The organism is Mariniflexile sp., assembly GCF_041583155.1.
Classification (GTDB): domain Bacteria; phylum Bacteroidota; class Bacteroidia; order Flavobacteriales; family Flavobacteriaceae; genus Mariniflexile.
This window is the reverse complement of record NZ_JBFHGK010000066.1, coordinates 1-16,325: the sequence shown is the minus strand read 5'-3', so window position 1 is coordinate 16,325 and position 16,325 is coordinate 1. Positions and strand designations below refer to the sequence as shown.

At 31.8% G+C, this 16,325-nt stretch carries 16 protein-coding genes and 1 pseudogene; 16 read left to right on the top strand and 1 reads right to left on the bottom strand.

Going from position 1 to position 16,325, the window contains the following annotated elements:
- The first annotated feature begins 243 nt into the window (after nt 1–243).
- The 3 genes from ABYI63_RS16080 to ABYI63_RS16070 are packed head-to-tail and all read left to right on the top strand — an operon-like array spanning nt 244 to nt 3,126.
- On the top strand, nt 244–1,140 hold the full coding sequence (locus ABYI63_RS16080) for an ABC transporter permease (RefSeq protein ID WP_372757820.1): 897 nt from the start codon (nt 244–246) through the stop codon (nt 1,138–1,140).
- 1 nt (nt 1,141) lies between these two features.
- Nucleotides 1,142–2,404 carry an ABC transporter ATP-binding protein gene (locus tag ABYI63_RS16075; protein WP_372757818.1) on the top strand — a complete coding sequence of 421 codons (1,263 nt, stop codon included), beginning with the start codon at nt 1,142–1,144 and terminating at the stop codon, nt 2,402–2,404.
- Complete coding sequence (locus ABYI63_RS16070) at nt 2,401–3,126, top strand: hypothetical protein (protein WP_372757816.1); 726 nt, start codon at nt 2,401–2,403, stop codon at nt 3,124–3,126. The genes ABYI63_RS16075 and ABYI63_RS16070 overlap by 4 nt, the downstream gene beginning before the upstream one ends.
- A 107-nt stretch (nt 3,127–3,233) precedes the next feature.
- Here ABYI63_RS16070 and ABYI63_RS16065 read toward each other — a convergent pair whose 3' ends face one another.
- Complete coding sequence (locus ABYI63_RS16065; protein ID WP_372757814.1) at nt 3,234–3,983, bottom strand: hypothetical protein; 750 nt, start codon at nt 3,981–3,983, stop codon at nt 3,234–3,236.
- Between the two features lie 650 nt (nt 3,984–4,633).
- Here ABYI63_RS16065 and ABYI63_RS16060 point away from each other — a divergent pair.
- From ABYI63_RS16060 to ABYI63_RS16000, 13 genes and pseudogenes are all read left to right on the top strand, one after another.
- Nucleotides 4,634–4,834: a hypothetical protein gene (locus ABYI63_RS16060; protein ID WP_372757812.1), complete on the top strand. Its 201-nt coding sequence runs from the start codon at nt 4,634–4,636 to the stop codon at nt 4,832–4,834.
- A 139-nt stretch (nt 4,835–4,973) separates the two neighbouring features.
- Entirely contained in the window at nt 4,974–5,912 is a 939-nt protein-coding gene (locus ABYI63_RS16055; RefSeq protein ID WP_372757810.1) for a glycosyltransferase family 2 protein, read from the top strand.
- A gap of 6 nt (nt 5,913–5,918) precedes the next feature.
- Nucleotides 5,919–6,659, top strand: a complete 741-nt coding sequence (locus tag ABYI63_RS16050; RefSeq protein WP_372757808.1) for a methyltransferase domain-containing protein — start codon at nt 5,919–5,921, stop codon at nt 6,657–6,659.
- A complete protein-coding gene (locus ABYI63_RS16045) occupies nt 6,659–7,462 on the top strand; it encodes a glycosyltransferase family 2 protein (protein ID WP_372757806.1) in 804 nt (267 codons plus the stop codon). The genes ABYI63_RS16050 and ABYI63_RS16045 overlap by 1 nt, the downstream gene beginning before the upstream one ends.
- Nucleotides 7,459–8,595 (top strand): glycosyltransferase family 4 protein, encoded by a 1,137-nt coding sequence (locus ABYI63_RS16040; protein WP_372757804.1) that lies wholly within the window; start codon nt 7,459–7,461, stop codon nt 8,593–8,595. The genes ABYI63_RS16045 and ABYI63_RS16040 overlap by 4 nt, the downstream gene beginning before the upstream one ends.
- Nucleotides 8,596–8,597: 2 nt before the next feature.
- A complete protein-coding gene (locus ABYI63_RS16035; RefSeq protein WP_372757802.1) occupies nt 8,598–9,500 on the top strand; it encodes a beta-1,6-N-acetylglucosaminyltransferase in 903 nt (300 codons plus the stop codon).
- A complete protein-coding gene (locus ABYI63_RS16030; RefSeq protein ID WP_372757800.1) occupies nt 9,497–10,504 on the top strand; it encodes a glycosyltransferase family 2 protein in 1,008 nt (335 codons plus the stop codon). Before ABYI63_RS16035 ends, ABYI63_RS16030 begins: the two co-directional genes overlap by 4 nt.
- 1 nt (nt 10,505) lies before the next feature.
- Nucleotides 10,506–11,390, top strand: coding sequence for a glycosyltransferase family 2 protein (locus ABYI63_RS16025; RefSeq protein ID WP_372757798.1), 885 nt, complete (start codon nt 10,506–10,508; stop codon nt 11,388–11,390).
- A gap of 1 nt (nt 11,391) precedes the next feature.
- Nucleotides 11,392–12,054 (top strand): cytidylyltransferase domain-containing protein, encoded by a 663-nt coding sequence (locus ABYI63_RS16020; protein ID WP_372757796.1) that lies wholly within the window; start codon nt 11,392–11,394, stop codon nt 12,052–12,054.
- Between the two features lie 388 nt (nt 12,055–12,442).
- Nucleotides 12,443–13,486: an N-acetylneuraminate synthase gene (gene neuB, locus ABYI63_RS16015; RefSeq protein WP_372757794.1), complete on the top strand. Its 1,044-nt coding sequence runs from the start codon at nt 12,443–12,445 to the stop codon at nt 13,484–13,486.
- A 376-nt stretch (nt 13,487–13,862) separates the two neighbouring features.
- The gene (locus ABYI63_RS16010) at nt 13,863–14,189 is read left to right on the top strand and encodes a GIY-YIG nuclease family protein (protein WP_372757793.1); all 327 of its coding nucleotides are present in this window, start codon (nt 13,863–13,865) and stop codon (nt 14,187–14,189) included.
- 298 nt (nt 14,190–14,487) lie between these two features.
- Nucleotides 14,488–15,615: a UDP-N-acetylglucosamine 2-epimerase gene (gene neuC, locus ABYI63_RS16005; RefSeq protein WP_372757791.1), complete on the top strand. Its 1,128-nt coding sequence runs from the start codon at nt 14,488–14,490 to the stop codon at nt 15,613–15,615.
- Nucleotides 15,612–16,325 (top strand): annotated as a pseudogene (locus tag ABYI63_RS16000) (hypothetical protein); the annotation flags it as partial. The gene neuC and the pseudogene ABYI63_RS16000, both read left to right, overlap by 4 nt.

Below are 16,325 nucleotides of genomic sequence, written 5' to 3'. Positions count from 1 at the left end.
TATAAACTAAAGGCGTTGTTGCGTAAATCGGATACTTAATGTAAACGTACTGTGCCAAGAATCTATCCATTTTTAAGAATTCTGTAAAATCTGGAGATTTTGTATGTTTTAATAGTTTTGGGAATTTTAACAGTCGCACGCATTATCTACGACGTATCTACGAAGGATCTACAAAGGATCAATAAAGGAACCGAATCGAAATCTAATTGAAAAATTGAAAATGGAATTGTAATAACATCTAATTTGAATAAACAAACACACCATACCGATTGGCTTTATACCATCTCACCAAAAAAGAGTGTCATCAATTTAAATTTTAAGGAGATTTGGTACTATAGAGATTTGCTTTTGTTATTCGTAAAACGCGATGTAATCACACTATACAAGCAAACCATATTAGGACCGCTGTGGTATTTTATTCAGCCGTTATTTACATCGGTTATTTTTACCTTGGTTTTTAATAATATAGCAGAAATTGACACGGGCGATGGTGTACCAGCATTTTTATTTAATCTAGCGGGCATTAGTGCCTGGAATTATTTTAGCGCTTGCCTTACCGGAACGAGCGACACGTTTAAACAAAACCAAGGCATCTTTGGGAAAGTGTATTTTCCACGGGTTATTATGCCTATGTCTACGGTGTTATCAAACCTTATTAAGTTTGGTATTCAGTTACTGGTGTTTGTGAGTTTTTATGTTTATTTTGTGTTTTTTACCGATTTGGCTTATAATGTGTCCATATCAATTTCCATTATTTTATTACCAATATTAGTCATTATTATGGCGATTTTAGGATTGGGATTCGGAATGATTATTTCCTCTATGACCACCAAGTATCGCGATTTAAGCTTTTTGGTGGCATTCGGTGTCCAATTGCTGATGTACGGATCGGCGGTTATGTATCCTATTTCTTTAATAAAAAATAAAGTTTCCGAAGGTGTTTTGCCAAATTTTGTAGGGTATTTGATAGAATATAATCCGATGACCACCGTTATAGAATTGTTTCGATATGTTACTTTAGGAGCAGGTGAATTCTCGGTAGTTAAACTAGCCTATGCTTCCATAATAAGTGTTATTGTGTTTTTGATGGGGTTAGTTGTTTTTAATAAGACAGAAAAAACGTTTATAGATACGGTTTAGCATGAGTAGAGACGTAATTTTAAAAGTTGAAAACATTAGCAAGCAATACCGATTAGGATTAGTAGGTACAGGCACCATTAGCCATGATTTAAACCGTTGGTGGCATAAGGTTCGAGGGAAAGAAGACCCCTATTTAAAAATTGGTGAAAGAAACGATCGAAGTACCAAAGGAACATCAGATTATGTTTGGGCGTTGCAGGATATTAATTTTGAGGTTGAGCGTGGTGAAGTGTTAGGTATTATTGGGAAAAATGGTGCAGGAAAATCGACCTTGTTAAAAATACTCTCTAAAGTAACAAGCCCAACAACTGGGGAAATTAAAACCAAAGGACGTATTGCTTCGTTGTTAGAAGTAGGAACGGGGTTTCATGGCGAAATGACGGGGCGTGAAAACATCTTTTTAAATGGTGCTATTTTAGGGATGACCAAGAAAGAAATCGCCTCTAAAATTGATGAAATTATAGATTTTTCTGGTTGTGAACGTTATATTGATACGCCTGTAAAAAGGTACTCATCGGGTATGACCGTACGCTTAGCCTTTGCTGTCGCCGCTTTTTTAGAACCCGAAATCTTAGTTATAGATGAGGTATTAGCTGTTGGCGATGCCGAATTTCAAAAGAAGGCCATTGGAAAAATGCAAGATATTAGTAGAGGCGAAGGACGAACAGTTTTGTTTGTGAGCCATAATATGGCGGCGGTTAAGAGTTTGTGTACGCGGGCTATTGTTTTAGAAAAAGGGAAAGTGGGTTTTAGCGGTGAAGTTGAAAATGGAATCAATTATTATTTAGATGGAACAAAGAGTAATTTTACCCTTGGGCAATTTAAAGATAGAAAAGGAACAGGAGTTGTTAAAATTAAAAGAGTAATGGTTTTTGGAAGTGATACGAATTGTAAGCCACAAACAGGAAAGCCATTTACAATTTGTTTTGAATTGGATAATGAACATCAAATTTCATATCAAGATATTTCTTTTGATATAAGAATTGATGATAATTTAGGACAAAGAATATCATGGTTAAGCACAAGTTTAAAACAAAAAACGAATGAAAGCGATATCAATCGCTTAACCTTTGTTATGGATAAATTACAGCTTAATGATGGATTTTATTATGTAACAACACATATAGCTGTAAAAAAAGAAGTTTCAGACTGGATTCAAAATGCTTTTTCATTTGAAGTAGAGCAGGGAGATTATTATAATACTGGTTTTATGGTACCAAATATTCAAAGTAAAGCTCTATTAAATTTTACAATTGAACTATGATTTTAAAGAAAATAAAACAACTCGTTGATGAAAATCGTAAATATCATAAAGAACAACTTCTTTTATTAAAAGAATTAGATTGGGCGAATGTTTATCATGATAGTATTAGGGGTAAAGAGTATTTAGAGAAATTACCTTTAAATATAGGTCGATGGGCGGGTAATTATTCGTTTTTTTATGTGCTTAATAGAGTGTTACAAGATTATAAGCCTAAAACTATTTTAGAATTTGGTTTAGGGGAGTCTACTAAATTTATATCAACGTATTTAACTCATACTTTATTACAATCGCATCATTTGGTTGTTGAGCATAATGTTGAGTGGAAAGAAAAGTTTTTAGAAACTGCAATACTATGTGATAGAAGTGAAATTTTTATTGCCGCTTTAGAAGAAAAAGAAGTTGAAGGTTATAATAGCCGTTATTATTCGGGTTTAAGTACAAAAATAACAGGCTCGTATGATTTATATGTTATTGATGGCCCTATTGGTAGCTTGCATTATTCAAGATATAATATTGTAGATATTGCCGAAAAGTTTAGCGCGAAAAATGAATTTATTATCATTTTCGACGATATTAATCGAAAGGGGGAGCAAGACACAATAAAAAATTTACTAGCAGTGTTGGCTAAAAAATCAATAAAAGTGTTTACACAAATATATGATGGCCGCAAGAGTGTTGTGGTTATTGCTACAGCTCTTTATAAACCAATAACTTCCATTTAATTGCTGGTTTTTAAAGCATATTGTTAAAAGTAAACTACTTTTATTCTCAAACAAAATAAAAAAACGGAAGTTTCACCTTCCGTTTTTTTTTAACAGTTTGTTAAACTTTACTGAATGTCGATAATTTGCAAAGCATTAAATGTGCCATTATTTAGTGGGTATTGAATGCCGTTAATTACCTGAAAAAATGCTGCTTTTAGAAAGTAAAAACTTATTCCAGTTCCTGTTGCAGGTGCTGAGGGTGTTAATGTAACGGTAGTTGCCAAGCCATTTAAAGGTAGATTAGCAATAGGGCTTATTTGCAAATCAGAAATGTCATTGTCCATATCTAAATTTAAAAAAGCAGAAGTTAGGCTTACATGCGTTGCGCCACTAGGAGCAGCGAGTTGCTGGTTAGGAATTAAATCTGTAATTATTACTTCTCCTGTGGTTGTATTTAAACTATACTGTGCTTTAAGCACGCTATTAAGTACTGCATTTTTGTTAAAGTCGAAGCCTTTTAAACTGGCTTTACCAGGAGCCGTTGCAAGGCCAATGCTTACCATACGTTGTCCGCGTGGGGAGGTTGCATCGTGGTTTTTTACTAGGCTTAGCGCTTTAGTAAGTCTGGATGTGACTTTGCCATCTTTGGCGTCGAAAAGTAAGACGTTAATAGCTTGCCTTAATTGTTTACCACTTGTTGCCGTTCTACCAAATTCTGTAAGGTTTTCGCGAGTTCTTTCAAAGGCTGGATCTTTTAAAATGCGTTCTTTACTAACGCCGCCTTTACTACGAATGTAATATCCGTCTTTGTTTTTGTAAAAGGTTATTTCTCCTAGAGTTCCTTCTACATTAAATAATGATTTGTATTTTGCCATTTTCTTTTAGTATTTATGTATAACATTAATTTGTTATACGGGTTAAACTTTAAATGTTCAATTTTAAAAAAGGACTACACCGAAACTTTTATACCTGTGCACCGGTATTATACTGTTGTGTGTTTTACTTTTTTTTCAATTGATGCTACAATGATATGGCAATTTTATAGCTGTTATTTTTTAACTTCTATTCTAAGGTATTTTATGTGTTAACATTTATTTAGTTTTCTTTTTTAATAGTTTTTATGGTGGTTTCGTGTCTTTTTGTTCTGTGTTTTTTGTGTAACAAATTGTTTTTAAGTGTTTTACAGGTGCTGTTAATTTGTATTAGTGCTGTTTTTTTATGAAGCAAATTTAGATATTGTTTATTGGCATTTGTTTGGGCGTAATTTTCATAGGGTTCTCATAGGGTATCTATAGGGTAACTACGGAGTATCAAAGTAGTGCTAATTGTACTTTATGTTTGAAAAATATCTATTGGCGTTTTATTAGAATAAAGTTATTGACTTTTAATTGTTTATAATTTTTTAAATACTTGATAAACAGTATTTTACGTCTTTTTTTATCTGTTTTTTGTTTAAAACTCTTAATAACTAAGTATTTGAATAGTAAGATTAAGGCCTATCTTTGTAAGTCGTTGATATCAAGCTATGCGGTTATATTTATATAGAGAACATATAGAACAATTAAATTTGGTAAGTGATAAGATTGCCCTTAAGATTATGAAAGATATTAAGGAGGAATATAACTTACCAAATGTTCGCTATATTAGTATTAAAGCATACTGCGAATACTTTATGGTAGAGCGCGAAGATGTTTATGCAAGTTTAAATAAAAGAAAGGCGAGTTAAGCTTAGATTTGTTTGCAGTTGGCGGTGGTTGTGAGTGCTTTAAATACACAGCTCAATTGGATACATATAAGCTTATTTTAAATTATAGTCAAACTTCTCTTAATATTATTTATATTTTAGCGTTTGTATAGAAAATAATATGGATAATCCTTTAGTCTCGATAATAATACCGACCTACAATCGTGCGCATTTAATTAGTGAAACACTGGATTCGATATTGGCACAGACTTATATTAATTGGGAGTGTATTATTGTAGACGATGGCTCAACAGATCATACCGACGAGGTGTTAAAGGACTATTTGCAAAAAGATAGTAGGTTTCAATACCATCATCGTCCAAATGGTAGGCCAAAAGGCGCGAATGCATGCAGAAATTTTGGTTTTGAATTAAGCAAAGGGGAGTATGTAAATTGGTTTGATAGTGATGATTTGATGTTCCCTAATTTGTTGAGTTTTAAAATAAACAAATTTTTAGAAAATCAGGAAATTGATTTTGTAGTATGTGGATTTAAAGTAATTTTTAATAATGGTAAGGAGTTTCATAATTACACTAAACAATCTGAAAATTATATTTTGAGTTATATTTTCGATGAATTAAAACTTAATTCGGAAAATATTTTATGGAAGAAAACAGTCATTGAAAATGTTATTTGGGATGAAAACATAAATAAGTTTCAAGACTTAAATTTTATTTTTGAAAATTTAAAAACAAACACTTTAAAAGGGGAGAGTATAGAGGGCATTTTAATAGAGGTAAGAGTGTTTGGTGATAGCATTTCAATAAATCAAAAAGCAAATGTTAATGAAGATAAGTTGTATGTAAGAAAACGCATGTATATATATGCCAAAAAATTTTATGACGAGAAAACTGTTTTAAGATTCTATCATCTATATCTTTTCGAAATAAAAAACCTTATAAGTTCAAAAAATTATAAACTAACTTTAAGGGAGTTGTTTATTAGTGAAATTATACCGTTTAAAATCAAATTTGTATTCACATTATATTTAATAATTTACATCATTTTTAATCGAGGATTAAATAGATTAGTATATTATTTAAATAAAATTTCAACTTAAATTTTAATGAAATATATCCATACTGAATCTGTACATAATCTTAAAGCAGCAAATCAAGTTGTTCCTGCATTGCTTAAAATGCATGAAATAAGAAGTGTTGTAGACGTGGGTTGTGGTATTGGAACTTGGCTTAAAGTATTTGAAACAAATGGAGTTTCAAACATATTAGGTATAGATGGAGATTACATTGATTCTAATAAATTAGTTATCAATAAATCTAATTTTTTAGCTAAAGACTTAGAGCAACCTTTCACCTTAAATAGGAAATTTAGTCTCGTACTATCATTAGAAGTAGCCGAACACTTAAAACCCAATTGCGCTAATAACTTTATCGATTCATTATGTGAGTTGGGCGATTTTATTGTTTTTTCCGCAGCCATACCGAGTCAAGGAGGTCAAAATCACATTAATGAACAAGAACCAGCATATTGGATTGAAAAATTTAAATCTAGGGGGTATATTGATTATGACATCTTAAGACCGCTTTTTTGGGAGAATATTCAAGTTGATTGGTGGTACAAGCAAAATATGATTATATTTTGTAAAAATGAATCATTAAAAATTAAATTAGAGTCATATAAAAGTTTTAAGGGACAATATTTAATACATCCTATTCTATTTCAAAATAGATCTAGAGAAGCACATAATTTAGAAAATGAGTTAAAGCGAATTAGAAATGCTGAAAAATTGGTATCTTTTTATTTTACATTACTTAGAAAAGCTTTCATTAAAAAAATTAAAAATTAATGCAACCAAAATTATCCATTATCATTACATGCTATAATTTAGGTCTTTATCTAGAAGAAGCTCTAGCTAGTGTTCTAAATTATTCATCTAAAGAACAAATAGAGATTATCGTAGTTAACGATGGATCAACAGATGATTTAACCATTAATGCATTAAAACGTATTGAACAAAAATTTCCCGAAATATATATTCTGAATCAAGACAACCAAGGATTGGCTAAGGCAAGAAATAATGGTATTGCAATGTCAAATGGCAAATATATAATTCCGTTAGATGCCGATAATAAATTAAGGCATGCCTTTATCTCTCAAAGTATTTCGTTATTTGATTTAGACGCTTCTATTGATGTCATTTATGGAGATGCCCAATTTTTTGGAAATAAAAATTCTATTTGGAGAAACAAAAAATTAGATATTACTGAAATGTTACTGAGTAACCATATAGATGCCTGTGCAGCTTTTAGAAAATCTACTTGGGATAAAGTTGGAAGATATGATGAAAGTATGCCAATAATGGGTTTTGAAGATTGGGATTTGTGGTTAAGAATGCTGGTACAAGGTTGTGGGTTTTTTTATAGTGAAGAAGTGTATTTTGATTATAGGGTAAGAGATAATTCTATGCTAAGTGATGCATGGCAAAAAAGGGATGAACTATTAGATTACATATTCGATAAAAAAGAGCTTAAGCATTTAATGCCCTTTAGAGAATGTGTCTTAGAAAATAGAGCTCTTAAAAAAGAACCAACTTATACTTATGCATTGAGTATTATTGGTAAAAAAATAAAAAGAAAAATGCGATTTTGAAACAAGCCAAAACAAAAATAGTTTTTACAAGCGAAAATAGAACTTGGGGGGGAAGCGAACTTTTATGGAGTGCTACAGCAAAAATTTTGGCACAAAAAATCGAAGTTCATGTTTTGGTATATGAAGATTTGAACTTACCAGATTGGTTAATGCGATTTGAACATTTTTATTTGCACCGTATTAAATCACCTAAATTAAGAATTGTTAATAACATTTTAAATCGATTTTTACCTTATAAATATAGACTAATACCAAAGGATAAGAGATTAATAAAAATAAAAGAATTACAACCAGATTTATTGGTAATCAATCAAGGTTTTAATTTTAATGGCGTTAAATTAATGTCATTTGCCAAATTTAAACGTATAAATTATGTTACTGTTTCGCATGCCGTGAATGAAGCGTTTTGGCCTAATTTGAAGTTAAGGCGAGATATGCGAGATGGTTTTAGAGGAAGTTTAAGTAATTTTTTTGTAAGTAAAGATAATCTTGAAGTTACCGAAGCACAAATAGGAGTAATTTTAGATAATAGTGAAATTGTAAGGAATCCATTTAATGTGCCATATGCAGTAGATATTGATTATCCTAAACATAACAATTATCATTTAGCTTGTGTAGGAAGATTTGATTTTAATGCCAAAGGGCAGGATGTGCTTTTACGTGTTTTGTCTCAGGAGAAATGGAAAAACCGAAATTTAATTGTTAATTTTTACGGAAATGGAAATGATATTGAAAATCTAAAAGATTTGATTGAATTGTTTAGTATTAAAAATGTAGTAATTCATCCTTATACAGATACTATTGAAATTTGGAAAAAGAATCAAGGACTATTGCTGACTTCTCGATATGAGGGCTTACCAATAGCGCTTGTTGAGGCAATGCTTTGCAAACGATTGGTAATATTAACTAATGTTAGTGGAAATGCAGAATTGGTAATGGATAATCTAACAGGTTTTATTGCCGCAGCTCCAAGACCAGAATATGTAGATGAGGCGCTAGAACGAGCATGGGTTAAAAGGGAGAATTGGAAGCATTTAGGTGAAGAAGCAAGAAAATATATTGTGACTGAAGTGACAGAACAACCAGATGTTGTTTTCGCTAATAAATTACTATCGCTTATAAATAAAAAATAGATATGTATTTTAAAGTGTATGTGATATTAGCACATAAGAACCCCGAACAATTAAAGAGTTTGATTGAATTATTGTTAGATCAAAAGACTTTGGTTTTCATACATATTGATAGAAAATCTTCACTAAAAGATTTTAAGAATTTAATAGTTCAACCAAATTGTTTTTTCGTAAAAAAAAGAGTTAAATGTAAATGGGGAACTTTTAGTTTAGTAAAAGCCACTATTAATTCGTTTATAGAAGCTCGTGATTATATGAATACTTATTTTGCCTCATCAAATTACCATGTTATATTGTTATCGGGTGAAGATATGCCATTAAAAAGTAGTACTTATATTCATGATTATCTTTGCGAAAGACAAGATTTATCCTTAATTAATTATTGGAAATTACCTTATAGTGGCTGGTGGGATGGAGGTTTATTTAGATTTAATAATATATTTATTTTTAATAGTATTACTAAACCATATTTGCATAAAATATTAAATCAGATAATTTCAAAAATTGGATTCAATTTTTTAAAACCATACAATCGATTAAATGCTCATTATCCAGAAATGGAAGTGTATGGAAGTTCACAATGGATGATTTTAAATCCAATAGCAATAAAACACTTACTTAATACGATAACAATCCATCCTAAATTGACTTCCATTTTCAGATATACTTTTGCCCCTGACGAAATGTTTTTTATCAGTTTACTTAAATTATCTAAACCAAAAGCAGTTAAAATTGAAAACACAAAAAATCATTTAGTGATTTTTAATGGAACAAATGCAAATGCTAATTATTTAACAATTGAAGATTTAGAAAATGAAATAAACACTGACACACTATTTGGAAGAAAATTTGACAACCAAGTAAACAAAAATGTGATCGATTATGTTAAAGTAAAAATATTATCATGAAAACTTTAGCTGTAATACTTCCTACATATAACTCGGCAATTTATTTGAATGATAGTATTGATTCGGTTTTGACGCAAAGCTTTACGGATTTTGATTTGTATATTTTAGATGATAGTTCTACAGATGGAACAGAAGAAATTGTTGCATGCTACAAAGACTCAAGAATAGTATATTTAAAAAACTGTGAAAATATAGGTATTTCAAAAACACTCAATAAAGGTTTAAAGATTGTTGAAAATAAATATAAGTTTATTGCTAGAATGGATGCAGATGATTGGTGTTTTTCAACGCGCTTTAAACAACAACTAGATTATCTAGTGGCTAATCCAAACATTCAAATGTGTGGAACACAGGGCTATTGGTTAAAAGACATGCTAAATTTAGACAAGTCTAGTTGGACTTACCCAACAAATCATAGTGTTATAAAATTAAGCTTGTTGTTCACTGCTTGTTTTGGCCATTCATCAGTCATGTTTAGACAAGATTTTATAAATATAGTAGGTTACTATAATGAATCTGTTTCAACTTGCGAAGATTGGGAATTATGGACAAGAGCCGTTCATAAAGTTGAATTGGCTAATTTGCCAGAGTTTTTAATGAAGTACAGAATTGTTGTAAATAGTAATCACAGAGCCCAAGATAAAAAGGAAATACATTTCATGGAACGATCTGACGTAATTTCCAATCATTGGAAAACTTTCGATATAGAAATTCCGAAAGAAAAAGTGTTTCAATACTATTATTCCAGTGATAAAATAGAGAAAGAAACATTCAAAAAGTATTTGATTGAATTAATAGAAGTTTTTAATGCTTTATACATAAAAGAAATAGCGTCACTTAATTCAATTTGGAAAAAGAATTTTCAATATAAGTTTTTAAGATTCATAAAAGGTTTTTGGAAAAGGTCAGGTGTATCTAGAACAGATTTATCAATATGGGTTATATTATTTACTAAAGTGAAATTTGCTGGTAAATTTAAAACTCTAAAAAGTCTTTATAGATAGCATGGATACGTCTATTCTCATTGTGTCACATAACAGAAAGGAAGAATTAAGCTTTACACTTTCAAAATTAGAGCAATATATAGATTATTCGAAGCACGAAATACTAGTGTTTTTGGATGGTTGTAATGATAATTCTTTAGAATTACAAACGATTTTTCCTAGAGTGGTTTGGAGTAGTTCTAATAAGATCTTAGGGGCTTCTGGCGCAAGAAATGTTTTATATAAAAAAGCAAAAGGTGATATTTTAATAGGGTTAGATGATGATGCGCATCCATTACATGATGATTTTATAACTAGAACAATAAGGCTTTTTGAAATGTATCCCGATGTAGGTATTATTGCGTATCAAGAATTAAAAGGAGTCGTTAATTTTAATGATTGTGAAATTATTGATTTTAATAAGGTTATTGAAGAATATTTTACAAACGAATTTATAGGATGTGGGTTTGCTGTTAAAAAAAATGTTTACGAACAAACTCGAGGTTTTCCAGTTTGGGTAGATATTTATGGCGAGGAATCATGTGTAGCTATAGAAGTTTTATCAAAAGGATATAATATTTTATACACTAATAGAATTACTGTGAATCACAGAGTTAATATATTACAAAGAAAACTTAATGAGCAAAACTATTATAGATTTGGTAAACAGTTAAAAAATAGAGCCTATTTTTATGTTGTATATTATAAATATCCATTTAGGGATATATTAAAATTGTTAAGGCATAACTTTATAAAATACGGATTAATGGATTTTAAATACTTTAAAATATTTTTTAGAACTATTTTTGAGATTTTATTAGGTATTCCTAGGGTTTTAAAATATAGAAATCCAATTGATAATAAACGAATAAGTGAAATAAATAAGTTACCTAAATTAAAGTTTTAAATTGAAAACCATAGCCATCATACCGGCAAGAGGCAACTCAAAGCGTTTACCTAATAAAAACATTAAATTATTGGGAAACGTTCCATTATTGGTACATAGTATCTATTATGCCAAACAGCACGATTTTATTGATGCTATTTATGTTTCAACCAATGATGAAGATATAAAACATGTTGCGTTAAATTATGGCGCTAAGGTTATTGATAGACCAAATGAATTATCGGGCGATTTAGAGCCAACAGTTACTGCTTTAAAACATGTATTAGAATCTTTAGATTATGATGTGGAAAACGTGGTGTTGTTACAGCCTACCAATCCGTTACGTCCTAAAAACTTACTAAAAGAAGCATTTCAATTATTTAACGATACAATGAGCGAAAGCTTATTTACGGTGACAAGAAATCACCAAAAATTTGGCACTATTGAAAACACAGTTTTTAAGCCGTTTAATTATTGCATCGGACAGCGAAGTCAAGATTTAGAACCTTTGTATTTTGAAAATGGTTTATTGTATATTACAAAGGCTAAGCATATTTTAAATAACCAAATCATAACAGGAAAAGCGTTTCCATTAATTGTAAATCATCCTTTTGCCTCCATCGATATTGATACACAAGAAGATTTTGAGTATGCGGAGTTCTTGTTAAAAAAAGATTCAAGATAAGTTTAGAAGGGGACTTCGACAGGTTCATTCTGCAATGCGAATAATATTAGAAAACATTTGTTTTGCTGAACTTGTCGAAGCGTTAATAAAGTAAAGAGATATATAAGGACTTCGACAGGCTCAGTCTGACAATGTGAATAGTATTAGAAAACTTTTGTCTCGCTGAGCTTGTCGAAGCGTTAATAAAGTAAAGAGATTTATAAGGACTTCGACAGGCTCAGTCTGACAATGTGAATAGTATTAGATAACGTTTGTCTCGCTGAGCTTGTCGAAGCGTTGGTAAATAAAAAATATAGACGACTACGACAGGCTCAGTCTGACAAAAAAGGGAGAATAGTATTAGTTGTCTCGCTGAACTTGTCGAAGCGCAAATAAAAAAAGAAAATAAATGAATAATCCATTCATAGACATAGCAGGCCGAAAAATAGGCTTAGATTTCCCACCCTTAGTTATTGCCGAAATAGGCATCAATCACGAAGGCTCTCTGCAAGTCGCAAAAGAGATGGTAGATGCCGCTCATCACGCAGGTGTAGAAGTGGTAAAGCACCAAACCCATATCGTAGAAGACGAAATGAGTGCTGTTGCAAAACAAGTCATTCCCGGAAATGCTACAGTGTCTATTTACGACATTATGGAACGTTGTGCACTGAATGAAGCGGATGAATTGGTGTTAAAAAATTACGTAGAAAGTAAAGGCATGATTTTTATATCAACTCCTTTTTCTCGTGCCGCGGCCGAACGTTTAAAGCGTTTTGATATTCCAGCTTATAAAATTGGTTCTGGTGAGTGTAACAATTACCCGTTGTTGGAGCATATTGCCCAATTTGGGAAACCTGTTATTTTAAGCACAGGAATGAATACTATTGAAAGCATCCAAAAAGCAGTTGCCATTTTTGATAAATACAAAGTGCCCGTTGCCTTATTACATACAACGAATCTATATCCCACACCAACTCATTTGGTGCGTTTTGGTGCAATGATACAAATGCATCAGGCATTTCCAGATAAGGTCGTTGGTTTAAGCGATCATACGTTAAATAATAATGCCTGTTTAGGTGCTGTGGCTTTAGGTGCTTCTATTTTAGAACGACATTTTACCGACCATATGCAACGGCAAGGACCAGATATTGTATGTAGTATGGATGAAAAAGCGTGTAAAGAACTCATTGTAAACAGCAAAGAAATTGCACTTATGCGAGGTGGTATCAAAGAAGCTGCTAAAGAGGAACAAGTAACCATCGATTTCGCCTTTGCTACCGTATGTAGCATTTCAAAAATAAAAAAAGGGACTGTTTTTACTAAAGAAAATTTATGGGTAAAACGCCCTGGAACAGGAAAGATTTTAGCAGAACATTTTGAAAGTATACTCGGAAAAAAGGCCAGTCGCGATATAGAAAATGACGAACAAATAACTTGGGAGGACATTCAATAAAATAAGTTGTCATACAGAGCTTGTCGAAGCGAAAGAAAATTAGTGTTAGGACTTCGACAAGCTCAGTCTGACATTGCGAATTGTATTAGAATACGTTTGTCACGCTGAGCCTGTCGAAGCGAAATTAAGATAATTAGTTTTGGACTTCGACACGCTCAGTCTGACAATACTTGGTGTAATTAGAGAATTCGGTTATTTTAAGCTGAAATTGGGAGTTACAATTATAAATTAAATAACGCTGTCACGCTGAGCCTGTCGAAGCAAAAATAAGTTAATTAGTATTGGACTTCGACACGCTAAGCCTGACTATACGAACAAAGTTAGAAAACGTTTGTCACGCTGAGCCTGTCGAAGCGCTTTTAAAAAAAATAAAATTGTGAAAAACTATTTTGTTTATATCGTAAAATGCCATGACGATTCCTTTTATACTGGCCTTACAAATAATCTCGAAAGAAGATTATTTGAACATAATGAGGGGATTGACGAATATGCTTATACTTTTCAACGACGACCTGTAGCGTTAGTATGGGTTGAAATATTTTCAGATCCAAACCAAGCTATTGCTATTGAAAAGAAAATAAAAGGATGGAGTAGGAGGAAAAAACAAGCTTTAATTGATGAGGATTGGGATAAGCTAGTGGCATATTCTAAAAATTATACGCAGTTTGGTAAGAATGACGGGACTTCGACAGGCTCAGTCTGACAATGTTTGATAAGTTAACAGAATTCGGTTGTTTTTTGCTGAAATTTGGAGTTACAATTATAAATTAAATAACGCTGTCACGCTGAGCCTGTCGAAGCGAAGTTAAGATAAGAGTGTTAGGACTTCGACAAGCTCAGTCTGACATTGAGAATAGTATTAGAATACGTGTGTCACGCTGAGCTTGTTGAAGCGCAAAAGATAATTATTGTTAAACTTCGGCAAACTCAGAGTTACAAAACAATAACCCATTTCGGCCTAACAATGATTAAAGTTTTATATTTGTCGGAAGCAGAAAAGTATGCAAAAAAAAATAGCATTTTTAACAGGTACCCGTGCCGATTTCGGTAAAATGAAACCCCTAATTCAAGTTCTTGAAAATCATCACGAATTTGATCCTCATATATTTGTTACGGGCATGCATCTGCTCGAAACTTATGGTTACACCCTTATTGAAGTAGAGCGTTGTGGTTTTAAGAATATATCAACCTTTAGAAATGATACGCACGAAGCAAGTATGGATTTAACACTCGCAAAAACCATCACTGGTTTTTCTCAATTCGTTAAGGATGTGCAACCAGATTTAATTGTGATTCATGGCGATCGCGTTGAAGCACTAGCAGGTGCTATTGTTGGTAGCTTAAACAATATTCTAGTCGCTCATGTTGAAGGTGGTGAATTATCTGGAACGATAGACGAATTATTACGACATGCTACCAGCAAGATGAGCCATATTCATTTTGTAGCGAATCAAAAAGCAAAAATATTGTTAGAGCAAATGGGAGAATTGCCAGAAACAATATATAGTATTGGGTCGCCCGATGTCGATATCATGTTTTCGAATGCATTACCAGAACTGGAAACAGCAAAAACTTATTACGATATTGCATTTGAAGCCTATGCCATAGCGATGTTTCATCCAGTTACCACAGAACACTCACAAATGCAGCAGTATGCCGATAATTTTGTAAAAGCCTTAATTGATAGCAACAAAAACTATGTGGTTATTTTTCCTAATAATGACATGGGAAGTCAAACCATTTTAGATGCTTATCTATTGCTTAAAAACCATCGAAATTTTAGGGTTTTTCCATCGCTTAGATTTGAATATTTTCTAACCTTGCTAAAACATTCTGAATTTATTATCGGTAATAGTAGTGCTGGCGTTCGGGAGGCACCTTATTATGGAATTCCTACGATAAATATTGGAACACGACAGAATAACAGAACTTTCTCTAAGGCTATTATAAATTCCGATTACACAAAATCGGGTATTTTGAATGGCATTAAAAAGATAAAAACCATCAAATTTCAAAAGGACATTCATGATTTTGGGAATGGAAAAAGTGCCGAAGAATTTATAAAAGTTCTACAATCTGACGTATTTTGGAAAACAAATCATCAAAAACAATTTAGAGCGCTTTCATGAAAAAACTTGGATTGGTAATAACCGATGGCGTTGGCTTTAGAAATTTTATTTTAAGCGATTTTTTGCATTTTGCTGAAACCACTTTTGATGAGGTTGTAATTTTATCGTGCTTACCGAAAGAAATCTATACAGCGCATACTAATTTAAGAGTTATAGAATTGGATGTTTTTGAAGAAACCTTCAAAACTTGGTTTTTTAGAAAAGCCAAAGAAATTGCGCACCTCAAATTACACCAGAAGGGAAATTTGGGAATACAAGACAATTTAAAAACTAACGATTCAAAGTTGAAAACGAGTCGTGGGTATGCAACACGTTTTATCTACAATTTAACAGCATTATTTCATTCGGAATCCACTATTCAACAATTTCAAAAACTACAAAATAAAACCTTTGCTAATCATAAAATAACGAATGAATATGCCACTATTTTAGAGAAAGAAGCATTTAGTTTATTGTTTTTCACGCATCAACGTCCGCCGTATATAGCGCCTTTGGTGTATGCTGCACAACAACAAAAATTAAAAACAGCTGCCTTTATTTTTAGTTGGGATAATTTAGCTTCCAAAGGGCGCATGGCTTCAAATTTTGACTATTATTTAGTTTGGAGTGTTTTAATGAGGCAAGATTTACTTCAATTTTATACTTCCATAGATGAAAATCAGATTAAAGTTGTTGGAACACCACAATTTGTACCCTACACGATGCAAGAT